This window comes from Pseudomonas hamedanensis (assembly GCF_014268595.2).
Taxonomy (GTDB): domain Bacteria; phylum Pseudomonadota; class Gammaproteobacteria; order Pseudomonadales; family Pseudomonadaceae; genus Aquipseudomonas; species Aquipseudomonas hamedanensis.
Genome location: NZ_CP077091.1, coordinates 438,886 through 453,893, shown reverse-complemented (window position 1 = coordinate 453,893; position 15,008 = coordinate 438,886). Strand labels below are relative to the sequence as shown.

14 protein-coding genes are annotated in these 15,008 nt (G+C 60.9%); 7 read left to right on the top strand and 7 right to left on the bottom strand.

Annotated features, from left to right (window positions below; genetic code table 11):
• Positions 1-85 precede the first annotated feature (85 nt).
• The 3 genes from HU739_RS02010 to HU739_RS02000 form a co-directional block, all read right to left on the bottom strand.
• Positions 86-886, bottom strand: a complete 801-nt coding sequence (locus HU739_RS02010; RefSeq protein ID WP_186551866.1) for a sulfite exporter TauE/SafE family protein — start codon at positions 884-886, stop codon at positions 86-88.
• A 9-nt stretch (positions 887-895) separates the two neighbouring features.
• Positions 896-2,140 (bottom strand): NAD(P)/FAD-dependent oxidoreductase, encoded by a 1,245-nt coding sequence (locus tag HU739_RS02005; RefSeq protein WP_186551865.1) that lies wholly within the window; start codon positions 2,138-2,140, stop codon positions 896-898.
• 164 nt (positions 2,141-2,304) lie between these two features.
• Positions 2,305-2,646: an ArsR/SmtB family transcription factor gene (locus tag HU739_RS02000; RefSeq protein WP_186551864.1), complete on the bottom strand. Its 342-nt coding sequence runs from the start codon at positions 2,644-2,646 to the stop codon at positions 2,305-2,307.
• A 92-nt stretch (positions 2,647-2,738) separates the two neighbouring features.
• On the opposite strand from HU739_RS02000, the gene HU739_RS01995 reads away from it, so the two are divergent.
• A complete protein-coding gene (locus HU739_RS01995) occupies positions 2,739-3,602 on the top strand; it encodes an MBL fold metallo-hydrolase (RefSeq protein ID WP_186551863.1) in 864 nt (287 codons plus the stop codon).
• Between the two features lie 167 nt (positions 3,603-3,769).
• Here HU739_RS01995 and bkdR read toward each other — a convergent pair whose 3' ends face one another.
• Positions 3,770-4,258: a Bkd operon transcriptional regulator BkdR gene (gene bkdR, locus HU739_RS01990; protein ID WP_016775196.1), complete on the bottom strand. Its 489-nt coding sequence runs from the start codon at positions 4,256-4,258 to the stop codon at positions 3,770-3,772.
• Positions 4,259-4,443: 185 nt separating this feature from the next.
• Between bkdR and HU739_RS01985 the strand changes: the two genes are divergently transcribed.
• The 5 genes from HU739_RS01985 (at position 4,444) to HU739_RS01965 (ending at position 10,660) form a co-directional block, all read left to right on the top strand.
• Positions 4,444-5,679 (top strand): 3-methyl-2-oxobutanoate dehydrogenase (2-methylpropanoyl-transferring) subunit alpha, encoded by a 1,236-nt coding sequence (locus HU739_RS01985; protein ID WP_007952906.1) that lies wholly within the window; start codon positions 4,444-4,446, stop codon positions 5,677-5,679.
• 1 nt (position 5,680) lies between these two features.
• On the top strand, positions 5,681-6,739 hold the full coding sequence (locus HU739_RS01980) for an alpha-ketoacid dehydrogenase subunit beta (RefSeq protein ID WP_003224000.1): 1,059 nt from the start codon (positions 5,681-5,683) through the stop codon (positions 6,737-6,739).
• A complete protein-coding gene (locus HU739_RS01975) occupies positions 6,740-8,008 on the top strand; it encodes a dihydrolipoamide acetyltransferase family protein (protein WP_186551862.1) in 1,269 nt (422 codons plus the stop codon).
• Positions 8,009-8,012: 4 nt separating this feature from the next.
• Positions 8,013-9,395, top strand: a complete 1,383-nt coding sequence (lpdA, locus tag HU739_RS01970; protein ID WP_186551861.1) for a dihydrolipoyl dehydrogenase — start codon at positions 8,013-8,015, stop codon at positions 9,393-9,395.
• A gap of 245 nt (positions 9,396-9,640) precedes the next feature.
• Positions 9,641-10,660, top strand: a complete 1,020-nt coding sequence (locus tag HU739_RS01965; RefSeq protein WP_186551860.1) for a branched-chain amino acid aminotransferase — start codon at positions 9,641-9,643, stop codon at positions 10,658-10,660.
• 83 nt (positions 10,661-10,743) lie between these two features.
• Here HU739_RS01965 and HU739_RS01960 read toward each other — a convergent pair whose 3' ends face one another.
• The 3 genes from HU739_RS01960 to HU739_RS01950 form a co-directional block, all read right to left on the bottom strand.
• Entirely contained in the window at positions 10,744-11,565 is an 822-nt protein-coding gene (locus tag HU739_RS01960) for a TIGR03915 family putative DNA repair protein (protein ID WP_186551859.1), read from the bottom strand.
• On the bottom strand, positions 11,562-12,782 hold the full coding sequence (locus tag HU739_RS01955; protein WP_186551858.1) for a putative DNA modification/repair radical SAM protein: 1,221 nt from the start codon (positions 12,780-12,782) through the stop codon (positions 11,562-11,564). Before HU739_RS01955 ends, HU739_RS01960 begins: the two co-directional genes overlap by 4 nt.
• 197 nt (positions 12,783-12,979) lie before the next feature.
• Positions 12,980-13,735, bottom strand: coding sequence for an ArsR/SmtB family transcription factor (locus HU739_RS01950; protein ID WP_186551857.1), 756 nt, complete (start codon positions 13,733-13,735; stop codon positions 12,980-12,982).
• Positions 13,736-13,814: 79 nt separating this feature from the next.
• Here HU739_RS01950 and HU739_RS01945 point away from each other — a divergent pair, with 79 nt between their 5' ends.
• A complete protein-coding gene (locus HU739_RS01945; RefSeq protein WP_186551856.1) occupies positions 13,815-14,924 on the top strand; it encodes a cytochrome P450 in 1,110 nt (369 codons plus the stop codon).
• The last annotated feature ends 84 nt before the right edge of the window (positions 14,925-15,008 follow it).

Sequence of the window (15,008 nt, the reverse complement as noted above, 5' to 3'; positions counted from 1 at the left end):
CTCCCGCTGGACTGCGTAGCAGGCCCTTAAAGAGCGGCCGCTGCGCGCCCGAGCGGGAGCAAGCTCCCTCGCCACAGGTTTTGCTTCATGCCTGCAACAACATGTACCCCGCCACCACCAGACACACGCTGGCAAACCCCACCTGCAACGCCCGCGCCGGCACCCGAGCGCACAACTGGCGTCCGACGATCATGCCGACCACACTGGCAACGATGAACGCCGCTCCCTGGCTGTCGATCCGCACACCGGCGTGAAACGAGCCGATCACCCCGATCGCCGAAATCAGACTGATCACCATCAGCGACGTCGCCACGATCCCGCGCATCTGCACGTCCGTTAGTTGCTTGAACGCCGGCACGATCAGGAACCCGCCACCGACACCGAGCAATCCCGACACCACGCCGGTAACCGCACCCAGCGCTGCCAGGGTGGCGGTGCACTTGGCGGTCCAGTCAAAGCGCCCGGTCTGCTCGTTGAGCATGCAGTTTTTCTGACCCCAACTGGCGTGCCCGTGATCGCTCGGTCCTGCTTGCTGACGCTCTTTCCTGAACATTCGCCAGGCGACCATGACCATCAGCAGGCTGAACAGGATCATCAGGATTTTTTCCGGCAACTGATGCGCGATGTAGATGCCCAGCGGCGAAAATACCGCGCCGAGGGCCGCAATCAACAACGCCGCGCGATAGCGCACCAGGCCATGACGCAAACCATCGATGGCGCCGACCGCCGCCGCACTGCCGACCGCAAACAGCGCCACGGGCGCGGCCTGGGTCATCGTCCAGCCGAGGCCGAGCACCAGCGCCGGCACCGCGAGAATCCCGCCGCCGGCCCCGGTCAAACCGAGCACCAACCCCATCACCACGCCAAACAGACTTGCCAGCAACATAGGGTTATCTCAATCGACCTTGGACACACGCGTCAGCCATTCGCGGCCCTTGAGCATGCCGTTCCAGTAGAACCATGGCAGCAGCGTCGCTTTCAGCCACCACGCCGAGCGCCGGGGCACGGTCGGGTCCAGTGCAAAAGTCGGCAGCAGTTTGCCGCCGTAGCCGAACTCGGCGAGGATCACCTTGCCCTTCTCCACCGTCAGCGGACAGGAGCCGTAGCCGTCGTACTTGAGTGGCAGCAGTTGCTGTTTGCGCAAGGCCAAGAGATTTTGCGCAACCACCACGACCTGCTTGCGCACCGCCGCAGCAGTTTTGGCGTTGCTGGTGCCACAGATATCGCCCAGCGCGAACACCTCGGGATATCGCAGATGCTGCAGGCTGTGCGGATCGACTTCACACCAGCCGGCGGTGTCGGCCAGCGGACTTTGCGCGATGAAATCCGGCGAGACCTGCGGCGGGACGACGTGTAGCAAATCAAAGGTTTTCGCTATGCGGCTGACGTTTCCGTCGGTGTCCTTGACCTCGAACCACGCGGTTTTTGCCGGGCCGTCGACCTTGACCAGATTCGAGTTGAAGGCCAGTTGCGCGTTGTATTTCTCGATGTATTTCATCAGCGGCGGCACGAACGTCGCCACACCGAACAGCGCGGCGCCGGCCAGATTGAATTCAACGTTGATGTTGTGCAGCACAGCGGATCTGCGCCAGTGGTCGCAGGACAGGTACAGCGCTTTTTGCGGTGCGCCCGCGCATTTGATCGGCATCGCTGGCTGGGTAAACAAGGCTCGTCCATCGCGCAGTTTCTGCACTTGATCCCAGGTGTACTCGGCGTGTTGATAGCTGTAGTTGGAGGTGACGCCGTGTTGGCCGAGGCTTTCCTGCAAGCCTTCGATTTTCTCCCAGGCCAGGCGCAGGCCTGGGCAGACGATCAGGTTTTGATAGCCGATGGTGCGTTGGTCATTGAGGGTGAGTTGGCGTTTGTCCGGATCAATGGCGCTGACGCTGGCCTGAATCCAAGTCGCCTGGCGCGGCATGACTTTGCTCATCGGCCTGACAGTGTCTTTCACATCAAAGGCGCCACCGCCGACCAACGTCCACGCCGGTTGGTAGAAGTGTTGTGAACTCGGTTCGATCACGGTGACATTAAGGTGCGGGTCACGCTTGAGCAGGCTCGCGACAAAACCGATGCCGGCCGTCCCGCCGCCGATGACCACGATGTCTGCACTGATGGATGGGCCCCAGTGTTGATCGTTCATTGCTTGTTCCTTTTGCTGCACGCAAGATTTCTAAGCCTTCACACACCCCATTTGTAGGAGTGAGCCTGCTCGCGATAGCGGTGTAACAGTCAATGAATGTGTTGGCTGACACACCGCTATCGCGAGCAGGCTCACTCCTACAGGGGGCGTGTGATAGCTGGCATTTATGGCTGTTCCCAGCTTTTGAGCACCGCTCCGCAATAAAGCCCCGACAGGGTCTTCATCACCTGGATCACTTCGTGACTGGCCAGCCCATAGAAAATGTATTTGCCTTCACGGCGGGTCGCGACCAGCCCCTCGTCGCGCAGGATGCCCAGTTGCTGGGACAGCGTAGGCTGGCGTACGCCGGTCATCTTTTCCAGTTCGCCAACATTGCGTTCGCCCTGGGTCAGTTGACACAGAATCAGCAGGCGATCCTCATTGGCCAAGGCCTTGAGCAGCGCGCAGGCCTTGGAGGCCGAGGCGCGCAGTTGGGCGACTTCACATTCGGTCAGATTGGATTGCATTTGCACGAGGCCTTGAAGGTCACTTAAGCTGCGAACATTATGTTTTTACATAAAGTGTTGCAACCCTGAATTCCTCTGCACAGGTTTTTGCCATGCCCGCCCTGATTGAAGCGTTCCTCGACCCCGCCTCCTCGACCTACAGTTACGTGGTCTATGAAGACGATGGCGGGCAATGCGCGATCGTCGATCCGGTCCTCGATTACGACGGTGCCGCCGGTCGCACCTGCACGGCGCAGGCGGACAAGCTCATCGCCTTCGTCCGTGCGCATCAGTTGCAAGTGCAGTGGTTGCTGGAAACCCACGCCCACGCCGATCACCTGTCCGCCGCGCCGTACCTGCGCCGGGAACTGGGCGGCAAAATCGCCATCGGCGCATCGATCAGCAAGGTGCAGAACGTGTTCAAGGCGCTGTTCAACCTGGAGCCGGAATTTCGCGTCGACGGCTCGCAGTTCGATCACCTGTTTGCACCGAACGAATCGTTCATGATCGGCAACCTCAAGGCCACCGCCCTGCACGTGCCCGGCCATACGCCAGCGGACATGGCGTACCTGATCGACGGCGAGCAGATTCTGGTGGGCGACACGCTGTTCATGCCCGATGTCGGCACGGCGCGCTGTGATTTCCCAGGCGGCAATGCGCAGCAGCTGTTCAAATCAATTCACAAACTGTTGGCCTTCCCGGCGAGCGTGAAGCTTTACGTTTGCCACGATTACCCACCCGAAGGCCGCGCCGCGCAGTGCCAGACCACGGTCGGCGAGCAACGCAAAAGCAATATTCATGTGCATGACGGGATCGATGAAGCGGCGTTTGTTGAGATGCGTACGAAGCGCGACGCCGGGTTGGGCATGCCGACGCTGCTGCTGCCGGCGATTCAGGTGAACGTGCGGGCGGGGAACCTGCCGGCGGTGGAAGACAACGGCGTGGTTTACCTGAAGATTCCGCTCAACAAACTCTGACGGTTCGACAACGCAGCCTCCAGCAGCGCCAACTGATCGTTCCCACGCTCCGCGTGGGAATGCATCCCGTGACGCTCTGCGTCACTTCTTGAGGCGGAACGCGGAGCGTCCCTGGCGGCATTCCCACGCGGAGCGTGGGAACGATCGGCGTCTGCAGGTCAGGCGTATCAATTGCCCAACGTCAACCCATTGGCCGGCAACGGCAACGCGGTCTTGTAGCGCACCTGCTTCAGCGCAAAGCTCGAACGAATATTCGCCACTCCCGGAACCTTGGTCAGAAAATCCATCATGAAGCGCTCCAAGGACTGGATGCTCGGCACCAGCACCCGGATCAGATAATCCGGGTCGCCGGCCATCAAATAACACTCCATCACCTCAGGGCGATCGGAGATCGCTTCCTCGAAATGCTGCAGCGCTTCCTCCACCTGTTTTTCCAGGCTGACGTGAATGAACACATTGACGTGCAGCCCCAGCAGGTCGGCATCGAGCAGCGTCACTTGTTCGCGAATCAGGCCCAGCTCTTCCATCGCCTTGACCCGGTTGAAGCACGGCGTCGGTGAAAGGTTCACCGAGCGGGCAAGGTCGGCGTTGGTGATGCGCGCGTTCTCCTGAAGGCTGTTGAGAATGCCGATGTCGGTACGGTCCAGTTTGCGCATGAGACAAAACCACCTGTTTTTTATGTTTATGCAGAATTTCTATCTGCAAATGGTCGCCAGCGCAACGAAACAGAGAGAAATATTCTTCTTCGCCGGGCCTATGATTGTTGTAGGACAAGATTTCCTCTACCCAGGAATGACTGCCAGCTCACTACAAGAAATTCACAAGATCGAGCGTAGAAGCCATGACCCAAGCGTACGAACCGCTGCGCCTGCACGTCCCTGAACCCTCGGGCCGTCCCGGCTGTAAAACCGACTTTTCCTACCTGCATCTGACCGATGCGGGTACGGTGCGCAAGCCTTCCATCGATGTAGAACCGGCCGATACCGCCGACCTGGCCCGTGGCCTGATTCGCGTACTCGACGATCAGGGCAACGCCCTCGGGCCGTGGGCCGAAAACGTGCCGGTCGAGATTCTGCGCAAGGGCATGCGTGCCATGCTCAAGACGCGCATCTACGACAACCGCATGGTGGTCGCCCAGCGGCAGAAAAAGATGTCGTTCTACATGCAGAGCCTCGGCGAAGAAGCCATCGGCAGCGCCCAGGCCCTGGCGTTGAACATCGATGACATGTGCTTCCCGACCTACCGTCAGCAAAGCATCCTGATGGCCCGCGACGTGCCGCTGGTCGATCTGATCTGCCAACTGCTGTCCAACGAGCGCGATCCGCTCAAGGGCCGGCAGTTGCCGATCATGTACTCGGTCAAGGACGCCGGTTTCTTCACCATTTCCGGCAACCTCGCCACCCAGTTCATTCAGGGCGTGGGCTGGGGCATGGCCTCGGCGATCAAGGGCGACACCAAAATCGCCTCGGCGTGGATCGGTGACGGCGCCACCGCCGAATCGGACTTCCATACTGCCCTCACCTTCGCTCACGTTTATCGGGCGCCGGTGATTCTCAATGTGGTCAACAACCAGTGGGCGATTTCGACCTTCCAGGCCATCGCTGGCGGTGAAGCCACGACCTTCGCCGGACGCGGCGTCGGTTGCGGCATCGCCTCGCTGCGTGTCGACGGTAACGACTTCTACGCGGTCTATGCGGCCTCGGCCTGGGCTGCCGAGCGCGCCCGCCGCAACCTCGGCCCGACCATGATCGAATGGGTCACCTACCGCGCCGGCCCGCACTCGACTTCCGACGATCCGTCCAAATACCGCCCCGCCGATGACTGGAGCCACTTCCCCCTCGGCGATCCGATCGCACGCCTGAAACAGCATCTGATCAAGGTCGGCCACTGGTCGGAAGAAGAGCACGCCGCCGTCAGCGCCGAACTCGAAGCCGAAGTGATTGCCGCGCAGAAACAGGCCGAACAGTACGGCACCCTCGCCGGTGGCCAGATTCCGAGCGCCGCGACCATGTTCGAAGACGTCTACAAAGAGATGCCGGAGCACTTGAAGCGCCAGCGTCAGCAGTTGGGAATCTGACATGAACGATCACAACAACAATATTCAGTTGGAAACCGCCATGACCACGACCACCATGACCATGATCCAGGCCCTGCGCTCGGCCATGGATGTGATGCTTGAGCGTGATGACAACGTCGTCGTGTTCGGTCAGGACGTCGGCTACTTCGGCGGTGTGTTCCGCTGCACCGAAGGTCTGCAGACCAAGTACGGCACCTCGCGGGTGTTCGACGCGCCGATCTCCGAGAGCGGCATCGTCGGCGTCGCCGTCGGCATGGGCGCTTATGGCTTGCGCCCGGTCGCCGAAATTCAGTTTGCCGATTACGTCTACCCTGCTTCCGATCAGATCATCTCTGAAGCCGCGCGTCTGCGTTATCGTTCGGCCGGTGAATTCACCGCGCCGATGACCCTGCGCATGCCTTGCGGTGGCGGCATCTACGGCGGCCAGACCCACAGCCAGAGCATCGAGGCGATGTTCACTCAGGTCTGCGGTCTGCGCACCGTCATGCCATCCAACCCGTATGACGCCAAAGGCCTGCTGATTGCCTCCATCGAAAACGATGACCCGGTGATCTTTCTCGAGCCGAAACGCCTGTACAACGGCCCGTTCGACGGCCATCACGATCGCCCGGTAACGCCGTGGTCGAAACACCCGCAAGCCCAGGTGCCGGACGGTTATTACACCGTGCCACTGGACGTCGCCGCGATCACCCGCCCGGGCAAGGATGTGACGGTGCTGACCTACGGCACCACCGTGTACGTCTCGCAAGTCGCTGCTGAAGAATCCGGCGTCGATGCCGAAGTCATCGACCTGCGCAGCCTGTGGCCGCTGGACCTGGAGACCATTGTCAAATCGGTGAAGAAAACCGGCCGTTGCGTGGTGGTTCACGAAGCCACCCGCACCTGCGGTTTCGGCGCCGAGCTGGTATCGCTGGTGCAAGAGCACTGCTTCCATCACTTGGAAGCGCCGATCGAACGCGTCACCGGTTGGGACACTCCCTACCCGCACGCGCAGGAGTGGGCGTATTTCCCAGGGCCGTCCCGAGTGGGCGCGGCGTTGAAACGGGTCATGGAGGTCTGAATGGGCACGCACGTTATCAAGATGCCGGACATCGGCGAAGGCATCGCAGAAGTAGAACTGTCGCAGTGGCACGTCAAGGTTGGCGATCTGGTCGTTGAAGATCAGGTGCTGGCGGATGTGATGACCGACAAGGCAATGGTCGATATTCCGTCCCCGGTACACGGCAAGGTCATCGCCCTCGGCGGTCAGCCGGGTGAAGTGATGGCGGTCGGCAGTGTGCTGATCAGTATTGAAGTGGAAGGCGCTGGCAATCTGAAAGAATCGGCGGCACCGGCTCCGGTTAAAGAGGCGCCAGTTGCACCGAAAGTCGAAACCACGGTCGACAACAAACCGGCTGCGGCACCGCGTCCCGCACCGGCTTGCCAGGGTCCGGTGGTTGCCCGCGAAGCCGATGAGCGCCCGCTGGCCTCGCCGGCCGTGCGCAAACATGCGCTGGATCTGGGCATCCAACTGCGTCTGGTGCGAGGCACCGGTCCTGCCGGTCGCATCCTGCACGAAGACCTTGAAGCCTATCTGGCCCAGGGTCAGGCGAACGCTTCGGCGCCCGCTGCTGCCGCTTACACCCAACGCAACGATGAAGAACAGATTCAGGTTATCGGCATGCGCCGCAAGATCGCCCAGCGCATGCAGGACGCCACTCAGCGTGCCGCGCACTTCAGTTACGTCGAGGAAATCGACGTCACCGCAATCGAAGAACTGCGCGCGCATCTGAATGAAAAACATGGCGCCAGCCGCGGCAAGTTGACCCTGCTGCCGTTCCTCGTGCGCGCACTGGTTGTTGCACTGCGCGACTTCCCGCAGATGAACGCCCGTTATGACGACGAAGCCCAGATCATCACCCGCCTCGGCGCGGTGCATGTCGGCGTTGCCACGCAAAGCGATGTCGGCCTGATGGTGCCGGTGGTGCGTCACGCCGAAGCACGCAGTCTGTGGGACAGCGCTGCGGAAATTTCGCGTTTGGCCAACGCCGCGCGCAATGGCAAAGCCAGTCGCGACGAGTTGTCCGGCTCGACCATCACCCTGACCAGCCTCGGCGCATTGGGCGGCATCGTCAGCACACCGGTACTGAACCTGCCAGAAGTGGCGATCGTCGGCGTGAACAAAATTGTCGAACGGCCGATGGTCGTCAAAGGCCAGGTGGTGATTCGCAAGATGATGAACCTCTCCAGTTCCTTCGACCACCGCGTGGTCGATGGCATGGACGCGGCACTCTTCATCCAGGCCATTCGTGGCTTGCTCGAACAACCTGCCACCTTGTTTGTGGAGTAATGGAATGCAAGCTTTGAACACCACGCTGCTGATTATTGGCGGCGGCCCTGGCGGTTACGTCACGGCGATTCGCGCCGGACAGCTAGGTATCCCGACCATTCTGGTCGAGGGCCAATCGTTGGGCGGCACTTGTTTGAACATCGGCTGCATCCCGTCGAAAGCGCTGATCCATGTGGCTGAGCAGTTCCACCAGACCCGGCACCACAGCGAGCATTCTGCGCTGGGCATCAACGTGTCCGCGCCGACTCTCGACATCAGCAAGAGCGTCGAGTGGAAGGACGGCATCGTTGACCGCCTGACCACCGGTGTCGCTGCATTGCTGAAGAAAAACAAGGTTCAGGTCATCAACGGCTGGGCGAAAATCATTGATGGCAAGACCGTGGAAGTCGGCGACACGCGCATTCAGTGTGAGCATCTGGTGCTGGCCACCGGTTCGACCAGCGTCAACCTGCCGATCCTGCCGATCCTGCCGATTGGCGGGCCGGTCATCTCGTCCACCGAAGCACTGGCGCCGACGTCGGTGCCAAAACGCCTGACCGTGGTCGGCGGTGGTTACATTGGCCTGGAGTTGGGTATCGCCTACCGCAAGCTGGGAGCTGAAGTCAGCGTGGTCGAGGCGCAGGATCGCATCCTCCCGGCCTATGACGCGGAGCTGACGCAACCGGTGCATGACGCATTGAAGCAACTGGGCGTGAAGCTCTACCTCAAGCACAGCGTGCTGGGTTTCGACGGCACGTTGCAGGTGCGCGATCCTGAGGGCGAAACCCTCAACCTGGAAACCGATCAGGTGCTGGTCGCTGTGGGTCGCAAACCCAACACTCAGGGCTTCAACCTCGAAGCGCTGAATCTGGACATGAACGGTTCGGCGATCAAGATCAACAACCGTTGCCAGACCAGCATGCTCAACGTCTACGCCATCGGCGACGTCAGCGGCGAACCGATGCTTGCGCACCGCGCCATGGCCCAAGGGGAAATGGTTGCCGAACTGATCAGCGGCAAGACCCGCGAATTCAACCCGACGGCCATTGCTGCGGTGTGCTTTACCGACCCGGAACTGGTAGTTGTCGGCAAGACGCCGGACGAGGCCAAGGCTGCGGGCATCGACTGCATCGTTTCCAGCTTCCCGTTCGCCGCCAACGGCCGGGCGATGACGCTAGAGTCCAAAAGCGGCTTCGTGCGTGTGGTCGCTCGTCGTGACAACCATGTGATTGTCGGCTGGCAAGCGGTGGGCGTCGGGGTCTCGGAATTGTCGACCGCATTTGCGCAGAGCCTGGAAATGGGCGCGCGGCTGGAAGACATCGGCGGCACCATTCATGCGCACCCGACCCTGGGTGAAGCGGTGCAGGAAGCGGCGTTGCGTGCGCTGGGGCATGCGTTGCATTTGTAACAGTTGCAGCTGAATGCCCCTGTGGCGAGGGGATTTATCCCCGCTGGGTTGCGCAGCAACCCCAGAACAAGTCACCGCCAGGCGTCAGATATCCGAGCCAAAGGGGCCGCTTCGCAGCCCAGCGGGGATAAATCCCCTCGCCACAAGCTGCGAAACCGCCCCAGAATGAAGTATTGTTGTGCCCATCCAAAAAAACGTCAGAAGCCTTGAACCGTTTCGGCGGTTGTTCAGTGATAGAGGGTGTCATGGGTAACGAAAGCATCAATTGGGACAAGCTGGGTTTTGACTACATCAAGACCGACAAGCGCTATCTGTCGTACTTTCGCAATGGCGAGTGGGACAAAGGCACCCTGACCGAAGATAACGTCCTGCACATCAGCGAAGGCTCGACGGCCCTTCACTATGGCCAGCAGTGCTTCGAAGGCATGAAGGCCTACCGCTGCAAGGACGGTTCGATCAACCTGTTTCGTCCGGACCAGAACGCCCTGCGCATGCAGCGCAGCTGTGCGCGCCTGCTGATGCCGACGGTCGACACCGAGCAGTTCATCGAAGCCTGCAAAGCCGTGGTTCGCGCCAACGAGCGTTTCATCCCGCCGTATGGCACCGGCGGCGCGCTGTATCTGCGCCCGTTCGTGATCGGCGTAGGTGACAACATCGGCGTGCGCACTGCACCGGAGTTCATCTTCTCGATCTTCTGCATCCCGGTCGGCGCCTACTTCAAGGGCGGCCTGACCCCGCACAATTTCCAGATCTCCAGCTACGACCGCGCCGCCCCACAAGGCACCGGCGCGGCCAAGGTCGGTGGCAACTACGCGGCCAGCTTGATGCCGGGCTCGAAAGCCAAGAAAGCCAACTTCGCCGACGCGATCTACCTCGATCCGATGACTCACACCAAGATCGAAGAAGTTGGTTCGGCCAACTTCTTCGGGATCACCCACGACAACAAGTTCGTCACCCCGAACTCGCCGTCGGTCCTGCCAGGTATCACCCGTCTGTCGCTGATCGAACTGGCGAAATCGCGTCTGGGCCTGGAAGTGGTTGAAGGCGACGTGCTGATCGACAAACTGTCGGACTTCAAGGAAGCCGGGGCCTGCGGCACCGCGGCGGTAATCACCCCGATCGGTGGCATCAGCTACAACGACCATCTGCATGTATTCCACAGCGAAACCGAAGTGGGCCCGGTGACCCAGAAGCTCTACAAAGAGCTGACCGGTGTGCAGACCGGCGACATCGAAGCGCCAGCGGGCTGGATCGTCAAGGTTTGAGTTGACTGTTGTTGATACCGAAAAAGCCCTCCATTGAGTGATTGATGGAGGGCTTTTTTGTTGGGCTGCGATCTGTTGATCTTCTATTTCAAGGTGATCCGCTTGCCCGAGCGACTCGAAATCCCGCTCGCCTGCCCATTCTGCTGCTTGCCCATCCGCGCCTGGGTGATCAATCCGGGAATCAGCTCCCCCTCCGGTAAATTTTTCCAGAACCGCGCGGGCAAATGCCCCTGCATGACCTTTGGGTTCAACCGTGCCGGGTTGAAGATGTGGCTGTAGTAGGTCAACCACAAATCGCCATGGGGATCGTCGACGTTTTGCGCCATCTGCTGCCATTCGACGGGGCATTGGCGTTGATGAATCAGTTGTTCGCCGTCGTAATACACCCCGTCACGCGGGGTCGCGATCAACCAGCGGTGCTGGCCCATGCGTCCGATGAAATGTGCGCTGGCGCTGTGCAGAATGTCGTGCGCCGGTTCGTGCCACGCCACGTATTGCGGGCCGGGCAAATCCCCCGGTCGCTCGATGAAGCGCACGAAGGCATGCAGATGATGGGCCTCGCGGTGCACTTGCTTGAGGCGGCGTTGCAGCTCGCTGCCCAGTTTGTCGCCGGCCATCATCGCGGTGCGGTCACCGTGGCTCACACGCCAGAGCACTTCATACAAAAGACTCCAGCGTTGCTCGCCACGATACTGTGCCGCCTGCTCCAGGGTATCGAGCAGCGCACGCGGAATGCGCGCCTGAAACGGCCCCTGCTCTTCAGGCAGGCGCTCATCGCTGGCAAACAGATCGCCCACCCCTTCCGCCGCCCAGCCCACCCGACTCGGGTCGACTTCATGACTGAGCAACCAGCGCGCCTGCTGGCGCCAGGTGTCGAACAGATCATCGCAATCAAGACTGATCATCCCCACAACCCCATCTGTTGTGGCATCGGTCGGTCGCGCAATTGCTGATAGAGCATATGGCTGGTGACTTCGGCCTGCTGCGGATGGTAGTCGCTGGTGATGATGAACGGCTTGGCCTTGGCCAGTACACAGCGCATCCGCGCCACATCCTCGTAGCGGATGCGGCGCTGGCGGCGCAGCTCGACCAGGCGCTCGGTGGTGCGCAACCCGATGCCGGGAATGCGCGCGATCAACGACGGTTCGGCGCGGTTCAGGTCCAGCGGGAACACCTCGCGATTTGCCAATGCCCATGCGAGTTTTGGATCGATATCCAGCGCCAGATTGCCCGGCCCTTTCAACAATTCGTCTGCGCTGTAGCCATAGCTGCGCAGGAGAAAGTCAGCCTGATACAAACGGTGCTCGCGCATCAGCGGCGGCGCGGCGAGCGGCACGCTTTTCGGACTGTCGGGGATCGGGCTGAACGCCGAATAATAGACCCGGCGCAGGCGGAAGTTGCCATATAAGGATTGAGCGCTGTGGAGGATGGTGCTGTCGTCGGTGTCATCGGCGCCGACGATCAGTTGCGTGCTTTGCCCGGCCGGGGCGAATTTCGCCGAGCGCGGCTCGTTCAATACCGTCTGCACGCCGGTGTAGATGGTGTTCATCGCTTGCTTGATCGAGGCGATGTCTTTCTCCGGCGCCAGCGTCTGCAGGCTGGCATCGGTGGGCAATTCGATGTTGACGCTGAGGCGATCGGCGTAACGCCCCGCTTCTTCGATCAATGCCGGATCGGCCTCTGGAATAGTCTTGAGGTGGATATAGCCGCGAAACTCGTGTTCCTCACGCAGCAGCTTCGCCACGCGCACCAGTTGCTCCATGGTGTAGTCCGCCGAACGAATGATCCCGGAGCTTAGAAACAAGCCGCTGACGCAATTGCGCCGGTAGAAATCCATGGTCAGCGCGACAACTTCTTCGGGGGTGAAACGTGCCCGGGGCACATCACTGGAGCGGCGATTGACGCAGTACTGGCAATCGTAAAGGCAAAAATTGGTCAGCAAAATCTTCAATAACGACACGCAGCGGCCGTCCGGCGTGTAGCTGTGGCAGATGCCCATGCCATCGGTCGAACCCAGCCCGCTCTTGCCTTCGGAACTGCGCTTGGGCGCACCGCTGCTGGCGCAGGAGGCGTCGTACTTGGCGGCGTCGGCGAGGATGCTGAGCTTGTCGATGATTTGCATGGCACGGGCTCTATACTGTGTGCATATACAGTATAGATTCCACCACTGTGACACAAGCGGGTCGACACCCCCTCGACGGCTGGTCGTCCTTGTGGGAGCGGGCTTGCTCGCGAAGAGGTCGGCACATTCAAAATCACAGCGCCTGACGCACCGTCTTCGCGAGCAAGCCCGCTCCCACATTCGAACGATGGGATTGTTCAGGAAGTGTAAACACCCTCAACACTCAAAGGCTGCGGCGTTTTGATCTGGATGTTTTCACTCGCCAGTTCGAGCCCAAACCGCGCACTGATCTCCTTGCGCCCCAGTGCCGTCAAACCCAACGCCCGGCTGTCCAGGTCCTGCGTCAGCCATTTGCGCTTCAGCGCCGTTTGCAGCAATGCCGCTCCAAGCGATCCGCCGAGATGCGGCCGGCGCATGCTCCAGTCCAGGCACGGGCAGGCGAATTTGCGGCGCAGCGTAGCCAGGTGGTGCACTTCAATGTCCAACCCCAGCAACAACGCCTCACCACTGGCGCTCAAGCGATACGCCTGCTGATCGGCGGGCAGCAGCCATCCCGCCTCCATCAAGCGGTCATGCAGCAACACCGCCAGTGTGCCGGCCATGTGGTCGTAGCAAGTGCGGGCAAATTGCAGACGATCCGGCGTGTGCGGCTTGAAACTCGGCGCGGCGTTCTGGCCGATCACCATCAACGCTTCCAGCGCCTGGGCGACGCGTGGGTCGGCCAGACTGTAATAACGATGCCGGCCCTGCACGTGCAGGCGCACCAGGGCCAGTTCCTTGAGTTTGCTCAGGTGGGCGCTGGCGGTGGAAGTGCTGACGTCGGCGATGGTCGCCAGCTCGGTGCTGGTGCGCGCGTGGCCGTCCATCAGCGAACAGAGCATCCTGGTCCGCGCCGGTTCGGCGATGGCGGCGGCGACTTGCGACACGCCGATGTCGTGATGCTCTGCGTGCATATTTCGCTCCCCAACGAATCGTCGCCTGCAAGAACTGCAGATATTAGCAAGACTTTTTCCGCTGACAAGGCTGCCAATCATGGACCCGATCATCGCTGCGACTCACGCCGATCCCTATCCTTATTACGCCGAACTTCGCGCTGCAGGCGGACTGACCTTTCACCGCGAGCTGAAGCTGTGGGTCGCCAGCAGCGCGCGGGCAGTCTATGCAGTGATGGCGCATACCGAGTGCCGGGTGCGCCCGGTGCAGGAACCGGTGCCTCAAGCCATTGCGCAAGGCCCGGCCGGCGTGGTGTTCGGCCAATTGATGCGCATGAATGACGGCGCCGGCCACCGCTGCCCGCGCTCAGCCATCGAGCCTACGCTGGGGTTGATCAACGAAACCGACGTCCAGGATTTAGTCGCCGCGAGGCTATTTTCAGCAGATGCCGACGGCCTCTATAAAGCAATGTTCCGCGGCCCGGCAGCCGTCGTCGCGACATTGCTCGGTTTCTCTCCAGCGCAGAGCCGCACGATCAGCGAACTGACCGCTGATTTCGTCGCCTGCCTGTCACCCTTGAGCAATGAACTGCAAATCATCGCCGCCCATGCCGCAGCGGCACAGTTACGCGGCTGTTTCATCGAGCTGTTGGCTGACCCTGTTGCGCAGAGCGTTTTGCTCAGGGGCATCACACAGCGTTTCGAGGGCGACGAAGACATATTGCTCGCCAACCTGATCGGCCTCTGCTCGCAGACCTACGACGCCTGCGCCGGGCTGATCGGCAATGCATTGGTGACGTTGAGTCGTCAGCCAGATCTGCGCGGGGCACCGCTGGAGGAGCTGCTGGCGGAAGTCCAGCGCTTCGATCCGCCCGTGCAGAACACCCGCCGCTTCGTTGCAACTTGCTGCGATATCGACGGCATGCGGCTCGAGGCAGGTGATGTAATTGTGCTGGTGTTGGCCTCGGCCAACCGTGATCCGGCGCTGAATGACCAGCCGGAGCGGTTTTTGCTCGACCGACCAAATCGGCGCAATTTCAGTTTTGGCAGCGGTCGGCATGAGTGCCCGGGGCAAGGGCTGGCGATGTGTATCGCCGCTGCGACCTTGAAGGAGATCCTTGCCAGTGGCCTTGATCTCAATTGCCTGAGCTGGAGTTACAGGCCTTCGCTTAATGGGCGGGTTCCACTTTTCAATCTTGGCGGCGTCTGATGATCAGACTTCGCGAGCAGGCTCGCTCCCACAATGCTGAACTCATCGTGATCCAATGTAGGAGCGAGCCTGCTCGCGAAGCGG